Source organism: Streptomyces sp. NPDC020996, from assembly GCF_040641355.1.
In the GTDB taxonomy this organism is placed as follows: Bacteria; Actinomycetota; Actinomycetes; order Streptomycetales; family Streptomycetaceae; genus Streptomyces.
This window is the reverse complement of record NZ_JBFADM010000001.1, coordinates 100,377-126,784: the sequence shown is the minus strand read 5'-3', so window position 1 is coordinate 126,784 and position 26,408 is coordinate 100,377. Positions and strand designations below refer to the sequence as shown.

The window sequence follows — 26,408 nt, the reverse complement described above, 5'->3', positions numbered from 1 at the left end:
TCCTGCGGCCGAGGCGCCGTCAGGTCCCCGCCGGCGGAGGTGCGCCGGCGGACTCCCGGGTTGACTCTGCGGCATTGGCTGACGCCGCGGCAGCGCGGTCGGCCGGGTCCGCCGCCCCGTCCCGGTGGGACGCGCCGGGCAGTCGACGGATGGGCAACCGGTTGAAGGCGGCCTGTACTTCAGGTGCGAAGAGCGCCAGGTTCCGGCGCAGCAGGCGTTCGCGATCTTCCGCACTGAGCCCGAGCTCGTCAAGTCGCTGCTGTCCCGGGGACAGTTGCCAGAAGGCTGCGGCCTTGGAACCGTACGCCAGCCCCTCGACGTCGTGCTGCGCCACGGGTGTGGCCAGCAGTTCCGGGGAGTCGAGCAGCGTACGGAGCTCGGCGGCGACATCCTGCTCGGCATCGGACTCCGGCACGGAGGAGCTTCCACCGGAGCCGCTCTCGGCTCGGTCGAGGTCCGCGCCCTGGTGGACGTCCGCGGCTTCGGAGCCGGGGACGGTCGGGGAGACCTCGGCGGTTTCGGGGACCTCCACGGCTTCGGGAGTGGTGGTTTCGGGGCCGCTCTCGGCTTCGGACGTGAGTGCGGGCTCGGGGGCCGCTGTGAGGGTGGGAGTGGCGGCGGGGGCGGGGTCGGCTTGGGAGGTGTCCGTGGCCTCGGGCACCTCCATGGCTTCGGCGGTCGCGGTGACTCGGGGGGCGGTTTTGGCCTCCGAGGTGTGCGGGGGCTCGGGGGCCGCCGTTGCCTCGGGGGCTGCCTCGGCCTGGGAGGTTTCCGCGGCTTCGGCGGTTGTTGCGGTTTCGGGGACCTCCATGGCTTCGGAGGTGGTCATGGCTTCGGGGGCGGTGCCGGACTCGGAGGTGCCTGCGGGCTCGGGGGCGGACATGACGTCGGGGGCGGCTTCGGCTCCGGCGTCGGTGGCGTCGGTGGTGTCGCCCGGTGTCCGCTCGTCCGGTCCGGCGTCGGTGGCGTCGCTCTGCGGACGAGTGGCGGCGGAACCCTCCTCCGCCCCGTCCACCGCAGCGGCGTCCGCCGAGTCGCGCGCGGCCTCGGCCTCGCTGCCGGACCCGACGGAAGCAGCGTGACCGGTCCCGTCGCGTCGCACGGCCGGGGAACCGTCGCCGGTCCCACGGTCCGGTCGGGCTAGCAGGTACTCCCCGCCCCTCCGGTACAGGACCAGCGGGCGCCCGTCCGATCGGTCGCCGGTGGCGCGGGTGCGGACGGTGCCGTCCTCTCCGACCACGGTGACGTCGGCGCCGAGCACGTCGGCCGCGTACCGGGCCGCCGCCTGCTCGGTGGCGTCGTCCCAGACACCGTTCCCGGGGGCGACCGCAACCGGGTCGCCTTCGGGGCGGGCAGAGGCCGACCCGGCCGGCAGCAGGGCACGTTCCTCGCCGGTGAGCCCCGGCAAGCCGTCGGCGACGGCGGACCAGAAGCCGTTGCCGTCGCCCTCGGGCGCGACGAGGGTGTGGACAGTGCCGTCCGGGCCGGTGAGCGACGGCGCCCGCCCCGGCGTGAAGGCGGGGCGCCAGGCGCCGGAGCCCGCCGTCCACGGCACGGAGCCGTGCGCGGGCCGCGGCGGCCGGACGGACTGGGGCGCGACGGACTCAGGGGCGCTGTCCGCCGAGGGCGACAGCGCGGGCGACGGCGCGGGCAGCGCGGGCGTGCGCCGGTCCTCTCCGGCGGGGAGCGCCGGCCGGTAGTGCCGGTCCTTCAACTGGAGCACGACGCGCGGCAGTTCCTCCTGCTCAGCCTCCCGCTCCGCGTCCTGATCCCCGGACGGCGGCGGCGTGAAGTCCTGGAAGGCGCCGTCCGCGCCGACGACCGTGATCCGCGCCCCGAAGTGCCGGGCGGCCAGCGCGGGCAGCAGGTCGGCCGCGCCGTGGTCCCAGCCCGCGTCCTTCGCCGCGTCACCGGAACGCAGCAGCTGCGCCCGTGCGAGGGCAGCGCGCTGTCGGGCCGGCAGCTCGGCGTGCAGCGGCATGTGCCCCGAGGCCTCGAACTCGCGGCGTTCGGGCGTTTCCGGCGCGAAGTCCACGCCGCTCTCCCGCAGTTCCGCGTCGTCGAACCTGTCCTTCGTGTCGGGAGACGTGAAGGGCAGCAGATCGTCGTCGCGGGTGTCGTCCAGCTCATCGGCGAGCCGGCTCCGCAGGTCGCGCACGATCTCCTGACGGTCCGCCGCGGTCGCCCAGTGCCCGAACTCCTCCGGGGACGCGTGGTACACCCCTTCCGCCAGGGCGTGGAAGAACCCGTCGCCGTCGGCAGGGACGTCATGGACCGTGTAGAAGACGCCCTCGGGCGAGACCAGCCGGTCCGGCGTCCCGTCGGGTGAGGTGAAGCGGGCGGCCGGCGCACCGGGGCTCGCCCCGTCCTGCCGGGGCGCCCGGTACACCACCGGCGGGGGCTCGGTGAGGCCCTGCCGCCGCTCCGGTTCACCGGACCGTCCCGGCTCCGCGGGCAGCTGGTGCCAGCGGGTGAGCCGGTCCGCCGCGGCCCGGACCCGGTGGAACTCCGCGGCGGCGGCCTCGGCCTCGTCGAGCAGGGGCTGCAGGAGCTGCTGCTTCACCACGTCCACCGGGTCGCCGGCCTGTTCCTGTCCCGGCGTGGTGTCCGGCTGGTCGGCGAGCGTGCGGCGCTTCTTCCAGTAGGCCTCGTCGGCGGCGATCCAGGCCTTGGACGCCTTGGTGACCTGGTTCCAGGCGTCCGCGACCCGGGCCGGGAAGTTCGCCTCGTCGATCAGGCCCAGCTCGCGGGCCGTGTCCTCGTGCACCACCGTGATCAGCTGCGTCCGCGCTTCGACGGCCCGGACGCGGCGGACCCGGCCGAACAAGTGACGGGAGCGCTCCACCTCGGCGACGCCGAGCCAGTCGGTCGGCACCGCGAACACGAAACTCCGGCCGGCCGGCTTCTCGGTGAGCTGGGCGCCGTCCGCGGTGCCCCGCGTCCAGCGGTCGGTGGCGGAGACGTTGGGTCCCGTGAGGTTCCCGGAGGGCACGACCGACCCGACGGTCTTGGCGGCCACCGCCGCTGCCGCGCCGACGCTGGAGTCGTATCCGCTCGTGCGGGACCGGGCCTGGCTCGCGGCCCCGGTGTCCCGCTCCGCGATCTCCATCGTGCTCTCCGGCACCACCGCCAGCAGGGTGGCCCGGCCCAGGTCCGGCCTGGAGTAGAGACGGAAGTCGCCGTGCGCGCTGCCCTCCCCGTTCAGGCCGGGGACCGTGTAGCCCTCGGCGGTGCCGCTTTCCGCGAAGAAGGCCGCCAGCGCCGCGTCCCGGGTCGCGTTGTCGAGCGCGAGCGCCGCCGCGGTACCGGGACGGGTGAGCCCGCTACGGGAGGCACGCGCCGATGCCGCGTCCAGTTCCGCCCCGGAGAGCTCGCGCGGACCGTCGCCGTCGGGGGCCACTGAAGTCCCGTACGCCTCCCCCAGCGCCACGGTGGCGGCCTGCCGCAGGGTGTCCAGGCCCACGACCCTGCGCACCATCCACCCGACGGCGGGCGGCCGGAAGGGGCCGCGGGTGCCGTCCGGGAGCCCGGTGGACCGCCAGGTTTCGATCTCGCCCTCGGTGACGCCGGGCGTCCACCGGGTGACGGTCCGCGGCGGCCGGGCCACGGCGGGCGGACCGAGCGGGTCGTCCGCCGGCGCCGACCGCCGGCCCGGCGCGGTCATGCTGAGCGGTACGTACTCGCGCAGCGTCCCGACCGTGTTCTCCTCGTGGATCGGCGTGCCCTGCCCCGTGTCCAGCGTCAGCCGGAGCCGGTATCCGGTGCGGTACTGGGCGTGCGGTTCGCGGGCGTAGAACCGCTGCGTCCGGGTCCGCGTGCGGGAGAGGCCCTTCGACGTCTGCTCGGAGGTGACGACCGACCCGTCGAACGTCGCCGGAACCGAAGCGACTTCGCCCGGCCGCGGGTCCCGCTTCGACGGGACCGTCAGCACGGTCTCGTTGATGCCGATCCCGTAGGCCCTGGAGCTGCCCGTCGAGCCGCCGCGCGACTCCGTCACGGTCGCGATGCGGGTGTCCTCGATGTTCACGCCGTGGTCGAGGCCGTCGAACCGCGACTCCTCGGCGACCAGTTCGACGCGGAGGGTGCCCAGGCGGCTGCCGAGGCGGACTCCCATGATCCAGCGGCCGACCCGGGTACGCCCCGTGCTGCCGCCGCTGGTCATCTGCTCCCGCAGGGCCCGCAGGGCGCGGGGGGTCACCAGGGAGCGCACCCGCTCACGGTCCGCGTCCCCGACCCGCCAGGCCTGAAGCTGCCGGTCGAAGTCGGCCAGCACCCGGGTGGCGTCCAGGGAGTTGACGGGGTAGGAGCCGAACGGGTGGTCGTGCCACCACGTGCTGGTGGTCCATTCGTGCGACGTGTACAGCGGCACCTCGCCCAGACCGTCCCGGAGCAGTCCGAGCCGGTGGGCCGTCTTCTCCCCGAGGTGGCCGAGGTAGCTGTCCGGGAGGATGAGCCGGACGCCGGCCGGACCGCCGCGGTGGAAGGGCGTGAGCACCGGGCGGAGCAGCCCCTCGAGGTGGACGGAACCCGCGATGTCGTGCCGGGTGTCACCGGCCACCAGGACCTTGTGGCCGCCGTCGTCGGCGTTGGCGTCCGAGGTGACCGTACGGATCACGCTGGTGGTCTCGGTGCGCGAGCTGCCCCGGCCGTAGCGCAGGCCGTGCGTCGAGATGAGTTCGGTGCCGCCGGGGTGCGTGCCGTACCTGCCGCCGGCGGTCAGGGCCAGGGCGAAGCTGCTGCCCGTGGTGACCGATCCCGCGATGTTCAGGTCGCTGCCGATGGCGAGCTCGGTGCCCATCTTGACGGGCTTGGAGATCACGCGCAGGTCCTGGACCCGGACCTGGTGCACCAGCTCGGCCACCCGGTGCCGCAGCAGGCCCTCGGCGAAGAACGTCGCCCGGGAGCCGGCCGGACCGGACGCCTGGTCGAAGCCGCTGGTGAGGGCCTGCGACTGGAAGAGCCGCACCATGGCGTCGTGCGGGACGGCCCCGGTCCGCGTGAAGTGCCACGCACCGCCGGACAGCCCTGCCATGAGGTCCTGGGCGGCACCGGCGAGCGCCAGGGGCGAGCCCACGCTGACGGTCTGATGGGCGTGGCCGCGGAACACATCCCAATCCCGGGCCTCGCCCGCCGCCTCCTCGTCGAGGGCGGCCGGTACGCCGTCCAGCAGGGCGCGCGCCCGAGCCTGGCTCAGGACCTGGAAGGGGACGACCGGCTCGGCGTCCGGCGCGGACTCCGTGTCCGGTGCCGGGTTGGCGGCCGGTGCGGACTCGGCGTTCGGTGCCGGGTTGGCGGCCGGCGCTGACTCGGCGTTCGGTGTCGAGTCCGCGCCCTGCGCCGAGTTGGCGTCCGGTGTGGACTCCGCGTCTTCCTCAGACTCGGCGCCCGGCGCCGACTCCGCGTCCGTTGCTGTCTGCTCATCCGCCGCCGTCTCAGCGTCCGTTCCTGTCTGCTCGTCCGCCGCAGGCTCGGTGCCGGCGTCCGACGGCCGGCTCTCGCCGACGGAGTCGGAGTCGGGTCCGTGCGTGGCGGGCGGGCGCTCGCCCACCGCCCGGTCCTCCGGTACGGAGTCCAGCGCGGGGAGCGTGTGCTCGTCCGGCACGGCAAGCACCACGCGGCCGGTGAACGGCGTACCCGCCTCGCCCCCGATCAGGTCCCGGCTCTCCTGGGGCCGCGCGCCGAGGGTGCCCAGCGACAGCGCTCTCGGCACCGAGCGGTAGCGGGCGAAGCCCTCGACGGCCACCGTCAGGCTCAGCCGGTAGCTGTGCAGGTGGGACGGGCGGGCGCTGGCGGCCAGCGGCTCGAAGGTGACGCTCGCCCCGTACTGCGTGCCGCGGCCCCGGCTGCGCCCCCATATCGCACGGCCCGAGACGGTGGCGTGGTCCGTGACACCGCTCCGCGCCTCCAGGCCCCAGCTCGTGGTGTCGTTCACCGCGGAGGAGCCGTCCAGCCGCTCCGTGCCCGGGGCGCTGGTGCGCAGGATCAGGTCGTTCTGGGTGCCCTCGTAGCGCCGCTGCGTCAGCTCGCCGCCGATACGGAGGGTGAGCTGCGAGCGTGTCCAGGTGGCGCGCGGAACGTCCAGGGGGATGGTCAGTCCGGTGGTGGTGATCACCCCCAGGTTGCCGGCGACGCTGTGGTGGGAGAGGGCGTTGCGCACCCGCAGGGTGTTCTGCAGCGCCATGACGAAGTGCTCCCGGTCGCGCCAGCGGGCATCGGCCGGGTCGGTGAACGCCTCCAGAGGCGCCAGGACGCCCGGATACCGCTCCGCGGCCGCCCGGACCACCTGGTCGGTGAAGGTCCCCAGCCAGCCCTTCGACGCGCCTGCCGGTATCTCACCGTCCTCCCAGCGGAACTCCTCGGGTCTGCTCATGCCCAGCAGCGCGGGGCGGTCGTCGGCCAGGTACGCCGGGGGGCGGGGCTCGTTGCCGTGCCGGGTGCGCAGGGTGGTGCCGTCGTCCCAGCCGGCCAGCCGGCGGGCCTCGGTGTGGGTCATCCGGTCCAGACTCCAGGTCTCGAACCGGACGGTCTCCGCGCTGCCGCTCCGCCGCACGTAGACGGTCTTGCGGACGTGGTAGAGGACGGTGGGCACGTTCTTCGCCCGGCCGACGACCTTGAGGGCGCCCGAGCCGCCGAACGCGCTGCTGTCCGTGACCGTGTGCTCCCGGCCGACGATGCCTCCGGCCATGACCTTCCCGAGGACTGCGAATTTCGCGCTGGGGCCGACGGTGACCTCGACGCCCAGGGTGGACGAGCGGGAGAACGTCCGTTCGTTCCTGGCGGTCTGCTGGAGCGTGTTGCGCATCTCGAAGACCTGGCTCTCGGTGAGCAGCACGGCCTCCCCGGGCACGACCCGGTCCACGACGAACGCGCCGAGCGGTGCGCCGTCCTCGTCGAACAGCACCTCCGTGGCGACGCCGCCCCTGGCCAGCCGGTCGGCGGCCCGCTGGAAGTGCTCCGCGCCGAAGAAGGCGGAGAGGTACGCGTGGGCCGCGGTGCCGGGCTCCGCGCCGATCTCCGCCACGAGCCGGTCCCGCAACGGCCTGATCGGTCCGAAGCCCTCCGTGTGCACCAGCCGGTAGTCGGCGTGCTCGTCCAGCGTCATCCGCTGCGGCACCCGCCCCGGCTCGGCGGGGGAGGTGGCGCTGTCCGCGAGCCGCACGGTCAGTCCGTTGCGCACCGAGAAGGCGAACTCGTTCCGCGCCGCAGGGGAGTCCGCGGCCGCACCGACGACGGTGACCTCGTACCGGACGTCGTCCAAGTGCAGGTGCGAGCTCTCCGCCGCCCGGCTCTCCACCTGGCTGAGCGTCTGGTCCTGCAGGGCGTGCTCGTGGGACTCGGCGACGCCCAGCGAGAAGTTGACGCGGCCGAAGCCGGCCACGCCCGACGGCGGGCCGACCGTCAGACCCAGCCCGATCCTCGCCTTGTTGCCTCCCACGCCGGTCCGGCCGTCGCCGGTCTGGCTGCGGTGGGCGGCGTCGATCTTGACGGGGGTGGCGTGGACGTCGGTGAACCGCTCCCAGTTGCCGTGCGGACGGGTGACCACCCGCAGCACCGTCCTCGTCCCGTCGCCGAACGCCGGTGACTCGTACCCGTCGCCGGTGAAGACCTGCGGCGTGGCGTCCATGGCCCGGCGCAGGTCTGCGAGCGCCTCGCGCAGGCCGGGCTCGGCGTTCGGGCCGCCGAGACGCCCGGCGATCTCCGCCACCACCAGGTCGGCACCGCGCAGGGCGACCCGGCTGTGGCCGTAGCTGTGGGAACGGTCGTCCCCGTCGCCGTATCCGGACGTCAGGTACTCGGGCAGCCGGCTGCCGTCGGTGAAGACCACCGGCCCGTCCTCGGCGGACGGCGCCGGCATCGTGCGGTCCACGCGGGGCGGGCGGTGCGTGTCGAGCTGCGTCTCGATACGGGAGGGGGCCGGCGTCCGCTCGCGCGGGGCGGCGCCGTCGAGAGCCTCCGGTTCCGGCTGACCGGCCTCCTCACCGGCTCCCGGCCGCTCCTCGTCGTCCTCCGGCTCGGGCGCGGCCTGGTCCTCCGGCTCGGGTGCGGTGTCGTCCTCCGGGTGGGCGTTCGGTGTGCTCGCGGACCCGTCTGCCGGGGGCTGGAGGGGTGCGTCGGCCGCGACGGTACCGCCGGACGGCTCCTCCTGCCGTCCTCCGGACGACACCTCCTCCTCGGGAACCGGCACTTGCTGGTACAGGTTGTTGATCTTGAGGGCGGATGCGGCGTCCGGCATGCGCGTGCCGTCCAGCCAGAACCTCACCGTTTGGCGGGTGACACCCAGTCGCCCGGCCACGGCCGTCTGTGAATCCAGGGTGCGGACCAGTTCGGTCAGATGGGACAGGGTGGTCCGGTAGGCGTGGAGTTCCTCGGGGATGACGCGTTCGGCGTGCTCGGCGATCCGCTCGCGCATCGCCTGGTCCGGGGAGGACCTGCCGTCCCGCCAGTCACGCACCGTTTCCGGGCTCACCCTGACCTCCCCGTCGCTGAACGCGTCGGCCAACGCCGTCCACGCGGCAGAGGGGTCCCGGTGCTGCTCCTCCTTCGCCCACAGGAGTTTGAGGATGCTGCTGAAGGGCGCGGCGGGGTGCTGTCCCTGAGTGCCGTCCGACGGGTCCGACGGGTCGGCCAGTGCGAGCCGCTCGGCGGTCTGACTCAGGGCCTGAGGTCCGTCTTGCTGGTCGGCGTCGGCGGGCGGTCGCCAGGCGTCGGCGGACGGTGCCGAGTCGTTCACCAGCCGCTCGACGAAGGCGCGCAGCTCGCCGCCGCTCCTCGGCGGCAAGTCGGCGATTCCGCTGGTCATGAGGCCCAAGTCACGCCCGGCCACGAACAGTGTGTGATGGGCCTGCTCCACGTCGTCGGTGCGCACCAGCTGCAGCCTGAGCGGCCGGATCCGGGCACGGTCGGTCTCCACCGCGCCGGGGAAGGGTGCTTCGGGTTCCGCGTCGGGGACGGGTGTTTCGGGTTGCGTGCCGCTGAACGGCGCGTCGGGCTCGGCGGCGGGGCTCGGCTCGGTGTGCGGGTGGGCGTTGCGGTTGAGCAGGTTCACGACGGACTGCCAGACGCGGCCCGCCCACGCGCCGAGTCTCGCCGGCAGCTCGGTGATCATGTCCCAGATGCCCCGCAGGTGTCGCCGCAGGCGGTCCCACACGGCCGGGTCGGCGTCACCGTCGAGCGGCCGACCGTCCCGTGCCTCCTCCGCCGGACGCCGGGCGTCCGAGGTGTCATCGGTGGCGTGCCGCGTCCCGTCGGACGCGTCATCGGCACCCGCGGTGGTCTCCTCGGCCGGGCCGCCGGCCTCCGTGGAGGGCGCCGCGGTCTCCTCGTCCGTACCCGGCGCCTCCTGCTCCTCCGGCTGCTGATCGTCCGGCCCGGCTTCGTCGGCGGGGGCCGGTTCCGCCGCTGCCGGAACCGGACGGACGTCGACGATCCTGCCGTTCTCGGACAGGACGTCGAGCTCCACCCCGGCGAATGAGCCGCGGACCCTCGTTCGCCCCGGGTGCGTGGGGTCGGGCACGGCCGCCTGCGGGTCCGTGGTCTTCGAGATCATGTACCCGGCGTAGCGCACGTCCTCGCGGGACCACCCGGCGGGGAAGCCCGCCTCGTCGTGCGCGGTGAGCGGCGCCCCGGGAGCGAAGACGTTCGCCAGAAGCCCGTCGGTCTCGGTCTGCTTGTACGTGGGAACTCGGGCGCCCGGTGTGCTGTTCGCCGCGGTGCCGGCCTCCCGTAGCGTTCTCTCTCCGCCGAACGGGTCGGCCAGTTCCAGGGCTCGCGCGAGCGCGGTCCGCGCCCGCGCCGGGTCGGCGGCGGCCGACGGCAGCCACCCGGCGGACGTCGGCGCGGCCGCGTCCAGAGCACGGAGCACGCCCGCCAGTTCCCGGGGTGCCGTGGGCAGACCGAGGAGCCCGGGCAGGTCGTCCGCGGCCGGCGAGCCCCCGTCCGGCCCCACCGGGACCACGTGGTGCGCCTCCTGCGGGCTGTCCACGCGGGCCAGCGACACACGGACCAACGGAGCCTGATCCGCCCGCGGGGTGCCGCCGTAGGCGCGGTCGACGGCCCTGCGCATGCGGTTCCAGAGCTGGTCCGCCACCGCGGGATCGGTGCCGTGGGCCGGCTCCAGGTGGATCCGGAAGGTGAGGTCGAGGCCGCGCTGTCCATTGGCGAACAGCACGTGGCTGACGTCGACGGTCCGTCCGCCGTGGGGCAGCGAGACGGGCACCGCGGCCGTTTCGCCCACCGGCTGCTCCGGAGCCGGCTCGGTGCCGCCGAGCGGCGACCACGCCGTGGCCGGCGCTGCCCGGTCCAGGTCCTGGACCAGGGCGGTGAGGTCGGCGGCTGTTTCGGGCAGGCCCAGGAGTCCCGGCAGCCCGTTCAGCAAGTCCGTGAGTCCGTCGGGTGTCACTCGCAGGACGTGATCGGCTCCCTCCGGGGTGTCCGTACGGAGCAGCGACAGTCGGACCGCCGGTGCCTCCGTCATCCTCGCGTACAGGCCGTTGTAGCTGCCGGCCACCTTCTCCATGTACGTCCACAGCGCGTTGAGCAGGGGCGCCGGAACACCGGGATCCGGAGCCAGATGGAGCCGTGCGGACAGGTTGTGTTCGCGGGCACCGTCGGAGTAGAGCACCCGCTGGACGGAGAACCGCGTCTTCCTCCCGTCGCGGGAGACGACCGCGGGGACGGAGGCCGTCTCGGCGACCGGATTGGGCCGGGGCCAGCTCAGGCGGGGCTGCACGGGCGTGGGCCGGTAGGCGACGTGCCGGCCGTCCCGGACCAGTCCCTCGATGCGGACTCCGTCGGCCTCGCCCACCCAGTGGTAGGTTCGGCCGTCCTCCAGCTCCCTCCGCGTCTCCGTCGCCACCGCCGCGTCGTGCGCCCTGGCCACGGCGTCCAGCACCTGCCGGGGTGTCCACTCGGTGGGGAACATGACGTGCTCGGGTCCGTCCGAGTGCATACGCCAGCGGGACGGTACGGCCGCCCGCGGGTCGCCGGGCCGCACGGCGGGGTCGAGGAACCAGACGGTGGCCCGGTAGGTGCCGTTCTCCTGCCGTGGGCTGTCATCGATCAGGAGACCGTGCAGGCTGAGGTCCTGTGCGGGCTTGTGGTGGACGCCGGTCCGGGTGCGCCGGTCGCCGTACCTGGACAGGTCCTCGACCCGCTGCCCGAAGGCGGGTCCGCTCCTCGAACCGGAGACCGGCGGCGGTACGTAGCCGGGGGCAGGCCCGTCGGGCTGGCTGTCCGAGGGGCGGAACCCGGTGAAGACGCCGTGGCGCAGCTCTCCCTCGATACGCACTCCGGCGTACTCACCCACCCAGACATGGCTGCCCGGCCGGCCCGGAGCGCTGTGGACCCCGCCGTGCCGCCGGGCGTCGAGGTACGCCTGCTCGGCGGCGTAGACGGCGTCGTCCTCCGTCCAGTGCGCGGGGAACATCATCTGTCCGGCCCCCGGCCGCTGCGGGGTGCCGGCCGGGTCCGCGACGTCGAGGTACGGCGAGACGTCGCTCGCCGGCCGGGGACGGGCCCCGGGGGCGTCCGGGTACTCCGCGCGGTGGGTGCCGTTCGGGTTGAGCGTCCCCTCCACCACGACCGGGCCCGGCCGCTCCGACATGCCGCTGGGCGGGAGATGACCGCCCGTACCCAGACGCGGGTCTCCGTGGAGCACGGTCTGCCGGACATCGAGGGAGAAGTGCGCACGCTCAGGCAGTTCGTCCCCTCCGGACGGCGCGGTCTCCGTGGCGGGGGACGGATCGCCGGCGGCGTGTCCCCCGGTGGCCGCGAGGGCCCTCTCCACGGCCGCTCCGATCTGCCGCAGATGGCGGGGTGGAATCCACCAGCGGCCGGCGGCCGTGCCCTCACGCGGGTGCGCCATGTCCAGGTCGGGGCGCCCCCACTCGTCCACCCGCGCGGGGCCGTCCATCAGCGCCCCGTCCGCGTAGACCGGGCGCCGGCCGGCGGCCACCTCGCGGTACTCGTCGTGCAGGCCCAGCAGGTGCCCCACCTCGTGGGCCAGTACGTCGGAGTCGGTGTCGAGCGCCCAGTTCAGAGCGTTCACCCGGCTGATCTCGGGGTGCAGCCTGATGTGCTGGTGCGCTTCCTCGGCGGTCCTGACGAAGTCGAGGAACACCCGGAACCGGTCTCCGTTGGGTAGACGGGAGCCGCGGTTGTAACGGGCGTCGACGCCCTGCTGCGCCCGCCGGGCGACCTCGTTCCTCTGCTGGTCGGTGAGGGACGCGCCGTCCGCGTCGTCGAGGAACACGCGTACCACCGCGCTGGTACCGAAGTCCCCGCCGGGCAGCCGGTACCGGCGCGCCTCGAAGTGCCTGATCGCGGCGGGCGTGATGTAGGGGGCCAGGGGCGTCGTCTGCTCGCGGGGCGGAGTGACCGCAGCACGGCCGATCTCGACGCCGCCGGCGAACCCGGGCCCGGCGTCCCCGGCGCCTCCCGCGCCCTCCGCCGTGCTCGGTGCGCCCTCGACGGGGGCCGAGCGCGCACCGGAACGCCGGATCCGTCCCGCGTTGAAGCCGGGTGTGCCATCGCCGCTGCGCGGGCTGTCGTCGCCGGGCCGGCTCGTGTCCAGGCCGGGCCAGCCCTGTGTCGTGTCGAAGCCGGGCCGGCCTTGCGTCGCTTGCGAGCCGGGCTGGGCTTGCGCGGTGTCGGACAGCCAGTCCCCGACGGGTCCCATGGCGCGCAGCGACCGCTCCCGCGGCGTCTCAGCTTCCTGCCCGGCCGCTTCCTGCCCGGCCGCTTCCTGCCCGGCGGGGTCCTCCCCGGCCTGAGCCGTGCCGGGGGCGTCCGCCGTATCCGTGAGGCCCCCGCTGCCTGCCGGTCCCTGAGCGGACGAGGCACTCGGGGACGACGGAGCGGACCGCTGTCCCGGACGAGGGGAGCCCTGCCCCGCGGGCGCCGCGCCGGGGTCGACCTCTGCACTCGCCCCTGCCAGGGAGGTTTGCGGTGCCGGAAATGCCCGGTGGTACAGGTCGTTGATCTTGCGGGTGGAGGCTGTGTCCGGGATTTGTCTGCCCTTCACCCAAAGCCCGACACGGTCCGGGTTGACACCCAGGTGCCGGGCCACGGCCGTCTGCGTCTTCAGTGCGCGGAGCAGGTCGGTCAGTTGGGACAGGGCGGTCCGGTAGGTGTGGAGTTCCTCGGGGATGACGCGTGCGGCGTACGTGGCGATCCGCCTGCGCATCGGCCAACGCGGCACGGACCTGCCCTCCTGCCAGTCATCGAGCATGGCCTGGCTCACCACGACAGCGTCGTCGCTGAGCGCGGCGGCCACAGCCCACTGCGCGGCAAACGTGCTCTGGTGGTTCCTCCGCTCCTTCGCGTACAGCAGTCTCAGAACGGTGCTGGAGGACAGGATGGTGTCCTGCCGCTGAGCGCCGTCTGTGGTGAGTCCGCTGGGAAGTTCGACGGCCGTGTCAGGCTGTGCGAGCTGTGCCGAAGACCGCCTGTGGTACAGCTCGTTGATCTTTAGGGTGGAGGCTGGGTCCGGAAGGTGTGTGCCGTTCATCCAGTTGTTCACCGTGCCGGGTGGGACACCCAGGTGCCGGGCCACGGCCGTCCGCGTCGTCAGTGCGCGTTGCAGGGCGGTCAGTTGGGACAGGATGGTCCGGTAGGTGTGGAGTTCCTCGGGGATGACGCGTGCGGCGTGCTCGGTGATCCGCTCGCGCATCGCCTGGTCCGGGGATGCCCAGCCGTTCCGCCAGTCGTCGACCGTCGCCGGGTCCACCACGACACCATCGCCGCTGAGCGCGGTGGCCAGCGCCTCGAGCGCACGAAAAGAACTCTTTTGGTTCTGCCGCCCCTTCGCGTACAGCAGATTCAGGATGCTGGTGGTGTCCCGTCGCGACGCTTTGCTCGGGAGACGTGCGGCGATCGGTTCCCCGGGCGCACCCGGTTGCCCGGAAGCGGTCCCCGCGTGCTCGTCTTCCTGTCCGGCCTGAGCTGCGTCATGCGCCGCTGCCCCGGGGCGCCGGTCCCCCTGGGGAACGGCATCGCCCTCGTCCCTCTCGTCCGCGGACCGCGCGGGATCCCCAGAGGTCCGGCGATCGGCCGCGGGCGCTCTGCCGGGGGGCTCCGTCATCGTCGCTGCCACGGAGGCGTCGGCCTCCGTGGAGCGGTGTTCCGTCGGCCCGTCATCCGTATCCGGCGCCTCATCCTCGTACGGCATCCGGGTGTAGTCGTCCATGACGTCGAAGGGGGTACTGGAGTAGTCGTCCATGACGTCGAAGGGGGTACTGGAGTAGTCGTCCATGACGTCGAACGGCATTGGCGAGGCGTCCTCCATGAGGATGTCCTCCGCGTCGCCGTACCGGCTCTCCACCGCGTGGACAGAGGGGGTGGGGCCGGTCTCGGCTGCTGCTTCCGGATCCTCCGGATGCTGTGTCGTGTCTCCCGGGAGTTGCTGTGCGAGCGGTTCATCGGCCACGGCCCACTGGTCGAGCCATTGGTCCAGGTGGGACAGGTCCAAGGGCTCTTCGTGGTCGGCGTCTGGCTCGGGTGCCGGGAAGTGCCGGTGGTACAGCTCGTTGATCTTGTCGGTGGATGCCGCGTCCGGCATGTGGGTGCCGTCCAGCCAGTGGCCCACCGTGTCGGGGTCGACATTCAGTTGCCGGGCCACGGCCGTGTATGCGGCCGGATCGCGGACCAGGTCGGTCAGGTGGGACAGGGTGGTCCGGTAGGTGTGGAGTTCCTCGGGGATGACGCGTGCGGCGTGCGCGGTGATCCGCTCGCGCATCGCCTGATCCGGGACGGACCTGCCCTCCAGCCAGTCATCGAGCATCTCCTGGTTCACCACGACAGCACCGTCGCTGAGCGCGGCGGCCACAGCCCACTTCGCGGCCCACGCGCTCTGGTGGTTGCTCCGCTCTTTCGCCCACAGGAGTTTGAGGATGCTGCTGGAGGGCGCGGTGGTGTCCTGTCGCTGAGCGGCGTCCGACGGATCGTTCGGGAGGAGATCGTCGAGCAGTTCGTCGAACCCTACGGGCTGACCGAGCCAGTCGAAGTCCGGCAGGTCCGGCTCGTGCGTACCGGACTCGTCGTTGAGCCGCTGCCGCTTTTCCGGAGGCTGTCCTGCGGAGGAACCGGCCGGCCGGGTCGCAGCGCTCCGATCACCCCCCTCGCCGGTCGAGCTGACGGACCTGTCGGCCGGGGGCTGGTGGAGGGGAGCATCGGCCGCGACGGCATCGCCGGACGGCTCGCCGGGCTCGACCGGCCGCAGGTCCCGCGGGGATCGCTCGCCCTGCTCGGGCGAGTCTCCCAGATCGAGGAGCGCGAAGTCCTCCGCGTGCAGCGCGGCTGTTTCCAGCTCCTCCTGCCATCCTTCGGACAGTGCGTCGTCCGAGACGCCTGCAACGTCCTGCTGCTGCCGAACCTGCGGGAGTGTTCCGGTACCGGCGCCCATCTCGGAAACCGGTCGCGGGGTCACGGTCTCGATGCCCGGACCGGCTTCCCGCAACTGGCGGTACACCTCGTCGATCGTGCGAGTGGTGTCCGTGTCCGGAATGCTTCCGCCCTTCAGCCAGGAGCGCACCGTGCCGGGCGGGACACCCAGGTGCCGGGCCACGGCTGTCTGCGTCTTCAAAGTGCGGACCAAGTCGGTCAGGTGGGACAGGGTGGTCCGGTAGGTGTGGAGTCTCTCGGGGATGACGCGTGCGGCCTGCTCGGCGATCCGCTCGCGCATCGCCTCATCCGGGGAAGTCCAGCCGTTCCGCCAGGCACGCACGGTTGCCGCGCTCACCCTGACCTCACCGTCGCTGACTGCGTCGGCCACCGCCTCCCATGCGGCAGAGCCGTTCAGGTTCTCGGCCTCCTTCGCCCACAGGAGCTTCAGGATGCCTCTGGAAGGCGCGGCGGGGTGCTGCGCGTCGTCCTCGTCCTGCTGGTTCCACTGTCCTGCGTCGCGCACCGCGGGCGCCACGTCCGACGGGGCCAGGCCGGCCTCCGGTGCCTGCGGCCCCGCTGTCGGGCCGGAGGCGGGGACGGGATCCGAGGCGGTGGCCGTTGCCGGAGCGGGCCCTGCGGTGTCGGTGTCGGCGGTGGTGCCGTGGTGGAGGTAGGGGCTGAGGACGTCGGCGATCTGCCGGAGGTGGTCGGGGGTGAGGACGAAGTTCTGCCGTGCGGGGTCGGTGAAGGCGTCCATCAGGCTGGACTCGCCGTCGGCGAGGTGCTGTTCGCCGCGGCCGCCGGGGGTGAGCATGACCCGGGGGTCGGCCGTGTCGTCGATGACGCCGAGGCCGTGCACGATCTCGTGGACGTAGGCGGCGGGGTGCACGCCGGTGTACCAGGTGTCCTGGACCATGGGCTGTCCGGCGGTGGGCCGGCCGTCGCGGACGGTGACGACGGAGTCGGCGTCGGCGGGGGAGTCGACGAAGCGCACGTCGACCCGGAGCAGGGGGCCTTCCGGCGTCTGCCCGCTGCGCCGGTCGGGCTGGAAGGGGGGCAGGCGGTAGTCGCGCTCGTTGATCAGGAAGTCCGTGGCGGTCACCAGGCCGCTCTGCAGGGCGGCGACCTGCTCGGCGGAGGCGTCCTCGGTGACCAGGTGGACCCGGCGGGTCAGGCGGACGGTGTCCTGCGCGGGGGTGGCACCGCGGTAGTGGGCCCATGTGTAGCCGACCTGCGTGCGCTCTCCGGACGGAACCTGCGTCATCCGCTCCACGCGGGGCCGCTCGCCGTCCTGGCCGGGGGTGAGCACGAAGGCCTCGGGCACCGAGCCGGGCTCGGAGGATCCGGTCGCCGAGCGCCGGCCGGAGGGGGATCCGAAGGGGATCCAGCGGTCGGTACCCACCCGGCCGGATCCCAGCAGCGTCAGCGGACCGTCCGTCCCCGCGGCCCCGTGGCCGTTCCCGTTCCGCCCGGCCGGGTACGCGATTCCACGCGGCCTGCGGGAAACCTGGTGCTGCCCCGGGTACCAGTCCATCCGCTCCTCGGCGGCGTTCCAGACACCGGTCCGGTCCTCCACGCTGTCGTAGACGCTGACGACCGCCCCCGCGTCGATGGAGCCGGTGAAGGTGATCTCCTGCTCGGCGTAGGTGTTCCGCCACGACCGGGGCAGGACGCCGACGGCCTTCTGGACCAGGATGGTCGTTTCCAGGTTGATGCCGACGGGGTCGGAGTTGCGTGCGGAGTCGATCTCGTAGCGGTACCGCTTGTTCCTGAACCACAGGTTGAAGTCGCGGGTGGTCGACACGAACGGCGCACGCGCTGTCGTCGTCATGGCCCACATCCACAACTGCATTTGCTCGTCGGGTCCGTCGGAGCGGAAGCCGTTCCGGAACACCGTCTCCGGGGCCTCGCCGGAGAACCGCCACACCTGCTCGCCCTCCGTGGTGCGCAGGTGGGGGCGGTCCTTCGGGTGCACCATGTCGTAGTTCACGGCGGGCGGGACATCGCCGGGCCCGGTCGCCGTCCCGGCGCCGGGCGGGACCAGCCCGGCGGGAACGACTCCGGGAATCGTGTAGAGGCCGGTGACGCCCGCGCGCAGCGCCGCCTCCTCCTGCGGCGAGGAGACGTCGGCCAGGTGCGAGGCGCGCACGATCTCGAACAGCGAGTGGTCCTGGCCCGGGAGCATCCAGCCCATCAGGGCCTTGCGGAAGTCGACGGCGCTCGTGGCCGGGACGTTCAGCCACTGGAAGGCCCTGAGCATGCGCAGCGTCGTGCCGGAGACGCCGGCGACCAGTGGCATCCCCTGCCCGTCGTGCCAGCGCCGGTACCACGGGGACCGCTCGTCCAGGGTCCAGTAGGCGATCCCCTCGACCCAGCTCAGGGGCAGTTCCGGTCCTTGCTCGTCGGGGTCCTTCAGATCGCCGGCGCGGAGTGCCTCGACCGTGACGGGTTTCCGTACGACGGCGAAGACCCGCTCCACCGGAGGGCGCGGCCGCGCCGAGGGCACGTCGGGATCGTGTTCCGCGGTCGTGTCGGCCGGCGCGGCGGGCCGCTGGACCTCGACGGCGGTGACGTCCGGGCGGGACAGGATGCCGGTGACGTCGGGGTCGCCCGCAGCGTCGAAGGTGAGGGTGTCGAGCGGGATCTCCTCGATGTCGAAGCCGACCAGGGACAGCGGCCGCTCGTTCCGGCTCAGGAAGGTCCGCTCACCGTCCGTCAGGCGGGCGCCGAGGTAGGTGTAGTCGCGGGGGGTCTTCTTCGCCGGGCCGGTCTCCTGCTCCCCGGCCGGCCGTGCGACACGGGACATCTGGCTGCGGACCATCTCCCACGGGTCCTTGGCCGCGCCCGTCGTGCTGTGGGCGGCGAGACTGCCCAGGGCGAAGGGGTCCGACGCGTCGAACAGGTAGGCCTGGCCTCGCAGTTCGGGATCCGCCGCGAGCGCCTCCTGGAGCTCGCGCCGGTCACCGCCGTGCACGAACCGGGCATAGGCCGCCAGTGCTTCGCGGTCGAGACCCAGCCGGTCGGCCAGCGGCATCCCGGTGTCGGCGGCGGACGAGACGTCACCGGGGCTCAGCACGGACCGCAGCAGGGCGGTCAGCGAGGGAACCGCCGCGTCCCTCTCGTACAGTGCCTTCTTCCCGGCGGCGTTGAAGAACGCCGTCATCAGCTCGCGCACCGACCCCTCGGCGAGCAGGCGGTCGACGGCGTCCGTGCTGGAGGTCGCCGAGGCCAGGACGGTCTGCCCCGCACTGGTCGGATCGGTCGTGAAGAACGACGCGTCGACGACCTCGGCGCTGTGCCCGGGTGGCGGATAGGCGGCGTGCAGCACCTCGCGCAGCCGCGCGACGGCCGAGCGGGCGGCCGCGAGCGCCGCCGGATCGGCGTGGTGGTGGGCGCCGACGCGCTGCTCGAACGCGGCCCGCGCGCGGGTGAGTTCAGCAGGCGGTGTGGTCGTGACGACGCTCTCCCGCCCGGCCTGAGCGGTGTCCTCCGGTGCGGAACCGTCGCGTTCGTCGTCCTGGGGAACGGCATCGTCCCCGCGCTGTGCGTCCGCCGCTCGCGTGCCGTCCCCGGCGACCCGGTAGTCGACCGCGGGTGCGACGTCGGGGTCGTCCGCCGCCGTCGCAACGGGAGCGGATTCCGTGCTCGCCGGCCGGCCGGGCACGGTGGTGTCGGAGTCCGCCTCCGGACCGGACGGCGAGACCGGTGCGTGTGCCGGGTCCGGATCCGGCGCCGCGGCCGTCAACCGGTCGAGCACGCTGATGTGCAGGTGGAGCTCGACCTGGAAGTCCAGACCGTGCTGCCTCGCGAACGCCTCCAGGCGGTCCCTGTACGCGGCGTACACGTCGTGCTCGTGCGGGCGGTGGATGAGGACCACACGGTTCACGTCCCGCCAGCCGACGGTGCCGTGGATCTGGGCCTCGAAGTAGCCCGGCATCGCCAGCCTGTCTTCGTCCCGCCGGGTCCGGAACTCCTCGTCGTACGCGAAGTCCGTCGCCTCGGCGAAGGCGAGCCGCACCACCCGCTCGTCCCCGTGCACGAGCAGCGGCAGCAGGTGGTCGGGTGAGGTGATGCCCCGCGCGCCCTGGAGGCCGGGGGCGAAGCTGTCCCGAGGCGTGTAGGTCGTTCTGGCGCGCAGCCCGGGATCGAGGTGGAAGAGCATCCGCCCGTACGTGGGCAGGCCCATGGTCCGCAGCGGGGACATCAGCGAGGCGTACGACGGGGTGTCCCTGCGGTCCTCCTCCGTCGGAACGAATTCCTCGCCGTCGGCCAGCGGGCGCCCTTCCTCGGGTTCGTAGCTGCCGCCGGCCTCCTTGGTCCGCTTGACCGTGGCGGCGTACCCCATCAGCTCCTCGGCCCTGCCGCGCGCCTGGAGGTAGTGGTGGTCGTTCCGCTTGGTCACCCACGCGTTGCGGAAGAGAACCGCGGGGTCGTCCAGGATCAGGTCGAGGAACGTGCGCCCGTCGTCGAGGACCCGGCCCGGCTTCTTGTTGGACGTCAGGACCATGTCGTGGCGCAGGAAGTCGTGCACGCGGTCGATCAGCGTCCCGATCTGCCCGTCGTCCAGCGGGTAGTCGGCCGTCCACGCCCACTCCCCGCCGCGCAGCTTGTCGACGAGTGCCCGGCGCTCGGTATCGGCGACCTGGAGGGCACGCCGTTCCGCCATCACCATCGCCGCGATCTGCGGAGGTCGGAGCTGCTGCCAGACGCCGCGCGGCCACATGGCGCGGAAGACCTCCAGGTCCTCCGTGACGTTGTCCAGCCGTTCCCGCAGGATCCGCCCGTACACGTCGTTCGCCACGGAGTCTTCCGTCGCCGCATGGTGGGCGACGGCGGCCCGGAGCTGCCGCAGCTCGGCGTGGAACTCCTCCTCCGCCTCGGTCTGCGGAACCGCCGGATCGGTGGTCATCAGCCGCAGTGCGAGGTTCAGGTCACGGCCGCTCGGCACCATCATCTGGGAGACGCCGGGCGCCTCCGGGTCGTCCTGTGCGCCGGTCACCGCCCCGGCCTGGGTCAGCGGCATGGGCCGCAGCGCGAGGACCGCGGCCACGTCCTCGGGCGTGACGTCCGAGACCCGGGCGGACGTGGACCGCAGCAGACCCAGCCTGCGCAGGACGAGCGCCACGTAGTCCCGCAGCCGGTCGAACCAGGAGCGAGTCTGATGGTCCGCCACCGCCGGCGCCGGCGATCCGGTGACGCGCTGCCAGTTCTGCTCCGCCTCTTCCACACGCCGATCGGCGGCGACGACGTTCTGCCAGGCCGCGACGACATCCTCGGCGGCCGGGTCGCCGGCGCGGTTCGTCCCCGAGCGGAAGGAGAACTCGGTCTGCTCGAAGGCGCGTTGGGCCTCCTCAAGGGCCTGGTGTGCCTCGATCTGGGCCCGCAGGGCCGTCCCGGCCGCCGGCGACAGCGCCGCCGTGTCCGGAAGTGACCCGGCAGCGGCGTCCGGCTGCACGGGATCGGTATCGTCCCCGCGCTGTCCGTCCGCCGCTCGCGTGCCGTCCCCGGCGACCCGGTAGTCGACCGCGGGTGCGACGTCGGGGTCGTCCGCCGCCGTCGCAACGGGAGCGGATTCCGTGGTCGCCGGCCGGCCGGGCACGGTGTGGCCGTCGGTGGCCGTCTCCGGGCCCGTGTGCTCCGCAACCGTCTCCGGGCCGGTGTGCTCCGTGACCGTCTCCGGGCCGGTGTGCTCCGTGACCGTCTCCGGGCCGGTGTGCTCCGTGACCGTCTCCGGACCCGTCTGCTCCGCGACCGTCGGGCTCAGGGTGCCGTCGCCCGGGGCCGCGGCGACGCTGCCCGCCGACGGGTCCACGGGGCGCGTCAGCCCGTGGAGATGGTCGCGCACGGCCGCGAGCAGCCCCGTGAACCACTGGAGGGCGGCGCGGCCCTGGGTACGCACCGTCTCCCAGATGGCCTGCAGAGAACCCATCAGGCCGTCGAGCAGCTGCTGCACCCGCCCCCTCTCCACCTGCTGGTGCTGCCCGTCGGTCCACTCGACGGTGTCCGTGTCCGGGTCGTACCGGCCGGTGCGGTTCTCGACCGTGTCGTAGACGCTGAGGACGGCCCTGGAGTCGATGGTGCCGGGGAAGACCACCTCATCCGTGAGGCGGGGGTGGGTCCACTCGGCCGGCACCATTCCCGCCTGCTGCTGTCTGCGGATGGTGGCGGCGACATCCACCCCGACGGGTACGGAGTTCCAGGTCGGGTCGATCTCGTAGCGGTAGCGCTGTGTGCCGCGGTGAAGGGCGTGATTCCGCGTGGTCGGGACGAAGTGAGCCGACCGGTCCCCTTTCACCCAGTCCACGAGCCGTGGCGTCTCGTCGGAGCCGGCGGCCCGGAAACCGTCCCGCAGGACCAGTTCCGGGTTCTCCGACTCGTCGGAGAACCGCCACAGGCGTTCCCCGATGGCGCTGGGGACCACGTAGGAACGGTCGTCCGGGTCGAGTTGCGACGGATCCACCGGGATCGGGGAGTGACGGTCGCCCGGCAGCCACTCGACGCTCCTGCGGCTCGGGTTCCAGTAACCCGTGCGCCTGTGCTCTCGGTCGTAGACGCTCGCGATCGCCATCGGTGCGAGCGCGTTCGTGAAGGTGACTTCCTCTTCGTGTGAAAAGGGTGACATCTGGTGAATCGCGAGGAAACCGCCCCGGCGCTCCGCGTCGAGGGTGGCATTGAGGTCGATGCCCACCGGGTCCGGGTTGCGGCTCGAATCGATCTCGTAGCGGTAGCGGCGCTCTCTGAACCACAGGTCGATGTTGCGCGTGGTGGACACGAAGGGAGCGGGGCCGTTCAGCTGCGCGTATCTCATCAGCGTCGGGCCGGCTTTGGAGGTTTCGGCGGAGAATCCGTTCTCGAACACCTCTTCCGGCGTCTTGCCCGAGAACCTGAACAGGCGTTCTCCGCGGACCTCGACGACGAACTGGCGCGGGTCCGGGACCACGGCGTAGTTCACCGCCGGCAGCCCGTCGGGGCCCGGGTGCTGCGCCGCTTCCCCCTCCTGCGGCTCGGAGATGACCTCCGGCTCGGTGGACGGAGCGACCGCCTCCTGGGTGACCGGGAGTTCCCGAGCGGCCCCGGTCCCGTTCACGCTCCGGTGCAGATACGGGCTGAGGACGTCGGAGATCTGCCGGAGGTGGTCGGTGGTGAGGACGAAGTTCTGCTGTGCGGGGTCGGTGAAGGGGCCCATGAGGCTGGATTCGCCGTCGGCGAGGTGCTGTTCGCCGCGGCCGCCGGGGGTGAGCAGGACCCGGGGGTCGGGGTTGTCGTCGATGACGCCGAGGCCGTGGACGATCTCGTGGACGTAGGCGGCGGCGTGCACGCCGGTGTACCAGGTGTTCTGGACCATGGGCTGTCCGGGGGTGGGCAGGCCCTGGCGGACGGTGACGACGGAGTCGGCGTCGGCGGGGGAGTCGACGAAGCGTACGTCGACGCGCAGCAGCGGTCCGGGCAGGGACGGGCCGGTGACCTGGTCGGGCTGCAGGGCCGGCAGGCGGTGGTCGCGCCGGTTGACCACGTCCTCCAGCGCCGTGCGCAGGCCGTTTCGCAGGGCGGTGATCTGCTCGGGGGATGCGTCCTGGGCGGCCAGGTGGACCCGGCGGGTGAGGTTGATGGTGTCCTGCGCGGGAGTGGCGCCGCGGTAGTGGGCCCAGGAATAGCCCGCGCGTGTGCGTTCACCCGATCCCTGCGGGCGGCTCACCTGCCACGGCGCGTCGAACTCGACGAGTTCGCCGTCGACGAGGCGGCTCACCGTGCGGGTGCCGGGCGTGGCGGGGGTGAAGGTGAACGCCTCGGGGTTCCCGTCGCCGCCGAAGGGGATCCAGCGGTCGGTGTCCACCTCGCCCGAGGCGAGCAGTTCACCGGTGGTCCAGTCGACCGATTCGGCGGCGGGGTTCCAGGTGCCGGTGCGGTGCAGTTCGCGGTCGAAGACGCTGACGACCGCCTGCGCGGCGATCGGGCCGGTGAACGCGATCTCCTGCTCGTCGAGGTTCATGCCGATCGTCGCGTTGACGTCGATGCCGGTGGGGTCGTGCGCGTTGCGGGTGGTGTCGATCTGGTAGCGGTAGCGGCGGTCGCCGAACCAGAGCTCGCGGTCGCGGGTGGTGGCCACGAACTGCGCGGGCGGATTCTCGGTCACCCATTCCATGACGGGCACGACGTTGGCCGTGTCGTCCGGGTGGAACCCCTCCCGGAACACCTGCTCCGGCGGCAGGTTCGAGAACCGCCAGACCTGCTCGCCCTCGCGGCTCTCCGGGTAGGGGAAGAGGTCGAAGTCGTCGCCGCTCACCAGGGCGTAGTCCACCGCCGGCGCAACGTCTTCCGCCGACGCCACGTCGTCCGCGGGCGCGGCGGGGACGGTCTCCGCCGTGCCGGGGAACGCCTCGGACGCGGTGGCGGGGCGCTCGGACGGGCGGACCTCGCCCTGCTCCCGCGCCGCTCGTACGTCACCGGCGGAACCGGAGCCGCTCGCGGCCGGCGTCCCGGCGCCGGAGACGGTGGAGACCCGGCCGGAACCCGGGACCGGCCCGCGGACCCGGTCGGCCGCCTCGGTCTCGGTGGTGGTGGGTGCGGTTGTGGTGGTGCTGTCGGGGTCGGCGGGGGTCTGTCCGACGGTGTGCACGGGTTCGGTGTGCGTGCCGTCGGTGACGGTGTCGTCCCCGGTGGTTGGCTGGTCGTTTGCCGTGGGGTCGGTGGTGGTGACCGGGGTGCGGCGTGGTGTGGCCGTGGGGTCGGTGGTGGCCTGTGTGCGTGGTGTGGCGGCCGGGTTGGTGCCGGTGGTGCGGTCGGGGGCGGCGGTTGTGGGCAGGTTGACCGGGGCGGTGGGCGCGGTCGACGCGTCCTGTGTCTCGGTGGGTGTGCTGGGTGTGGCCGCGGCGGTCTCGGTGGTGGCGGGTGCGGGCGCGGGTGTGGTGGTGTCGTCGGGGTCGGCGGGGGGCTGCCCGATGGTGTGTGTGCCGTCGGTGACGGTGTCGTTCCCGGTGGTGGGCTGGTCGGTTGCCGTGGGGTCGGTGACGGGCGGGGTCCGGCGCGGTGGGGCGGTGGGGCCGGCGGCGGCCGGTGTGCTGACCGGGGCCGCCGGGGTGGCCGGTGTGGTGCGGTCGGGGGCCGTCGTGGGCACGGCGGCGGGGACGTCGGAGGGGCCCTGCGTGTCGATGGGCGCGGTCGGAGTGGTGGTCTCGGCCGTGGCCTCGGTGGTGACGGGTTCGGGTGTGGTGGTGGCGTCGGGGGCGGCCGGGGTCTGCCCCACGGTGTGCGGGTCGTCGGTGGCCGTGTCGTCCCCGGTGGTGGGGTGGTCGTCCGCCGCCGCGGGGTCCGTGGCGGCGCCCCGGACCGGGCGCGGCGCCGCCGGTTCCGTCACCGTGGCGGGCCGAGGGGCCGGCGAAGCGGTGTGCGGTACGGCGCCCGTGGTGGCCGGGGCGACGGGGGACGCGGCATCCGGGCCGGGGACCGCGCCGCCGGGCGACGCCGGGTCCGGGACAGCCGGAGCGGCGCCGTCGGATCCGGTGACGGGTGTGGGCGTGCCCTCGGCGTCCTCGCCGGGCCCGGTGACGTGCGTCGGCGTGCCCTCGGTGTCCTCGTCCGGGCCGGTGCCGGGCCGCGTGCCCGTGCTGCCCGTGGCCGGCGTGCGGGTCTCGGCGGTCGTGGCGGGCCGCGAGGACGGCGTACCGGGCGTGGCGGGCCCGGCGCCGCCCGAGCCCGATGCGGCGCGAGGTGTCTCGGTGCCCCCGACGTGGACGGAGGGGACCGCCGGGTCGATGTGACCCGGGTCCGTGAAGTCGGCGCCGACGGTGGGCACGGCCGACGCCGGGTCGGAGCCGGAGCCGAATCCGTCGCCGCCGTCGCCGGTGCGTGCGGGCGCACCGCTCACCGGGGATCCCGGGACGGCGCCCTGCTCGTCCTCGCCCCCGGCGTCGAGCCCGGCGCCGAACCCGGCATCGGGCCCGTTGACCGGCCCGACGGGCTGGGAGGTGGAGAACTTGCTGTTGATCCACGTACCCGAGCCCACGGCACCGGTGTGCAGCACGTGCTCGGACCTGTTGCTCAGGCCCGCGCCCACGAACGACGACCAGGACGTGGACCAGTTGCCGTACATGAGGCCGCCGCCCAGGAACTCGGCCACGGTCTCCGCGCCGGCCTCGCCGAGGGCCTGGCTTCCGCCGGAAAGGTGCTGTCCCGGCGGAGGCGTCGGCACCCCGGCCCCGGTGCCCTTCTTCCGGTCCGGCAGGTGGTTGACCGTTGTGGGGGGCGTCTTCGTGCCGACCTTGGGCAGGACGTCGTCGGCGACGTTCTTGACCGGCGTGCTTCCCTTGAAGCTCTTCTTCATCGCGTCGAAGGCCTTCTGGCCCCCCTTGGCGATCGGGGCCATGAAGGCGCCCGCGATACCGCCGATGACACCGTCCGCGGCGATCGCCGTCCAGTCGAAGCCCTTTGGGCTGAACTCGCCGGAGGTCAGCGCGATCATGCCCAGCCGGACCGCGAACGACTGGAACGCCTCCTCCAGCGCCTCACTGAGGACGGGCATCACATGGGTGCGCCGCAGGAGGGTCTCCATGAGCGTGAGGATCACGACACGGCTGCGGGCCTTGGCCACGGCCGCACGGCCGGCCGCGGCCCCGCCGCTGAACACCGACAGGGCGAAGACCACGAGCAGTTCGGCCATGAGGCGGATCACCTCGGCGATGATCTGCCACTTGGTCTCCATGATCTGGTACGAGGTCCGGACCCGGCCGTCGGCGATGTCGTCCAACTGCTTGGAGAAATGCTTGAGATGAGCGGTCCCGCCCTCGTCCACGAACATGCGCATCGCGCGCACGTAGTTCTGCCCGGCCTGGGGCGGCAGCGCCCGGGCGGCGCTGCCGATCGACTTCTCGATCAGGTCGGACAGTTCCTCCAGGTTCCTGGCCAGCTTGCGGTAAGGGGCGTGGCTCCCCCGCGCCAGATCCTCGTTCGCCTGGATCAGCTTCTCGCCGATGAGGACGAAGAGCAGGTTGTTGACCGGCTTGGAGGCCTGGATCGCCACGCTGGATCAG

1 protein-coding gene is annotated in these 26,408 nt (G+C 73.2%); it reads right to left on the bottom strand.

All coding sequences use genetic code 11. The annotated features are described in order from the left end of the window. Positions 1-19: 19 nt before the first annotated feature. A complete protein-coding gene (locus AB0G63_RS00480; RefSeq protein ID WP_360741882.1) occupies positions 20-26,398 on the bottom strand; it encodes an EndoU domain-containing protein in 26,379 nt (8,792 codons plus the stop codon). Positions 26,399-26,408: the final 10 nt, after the last annotated feature.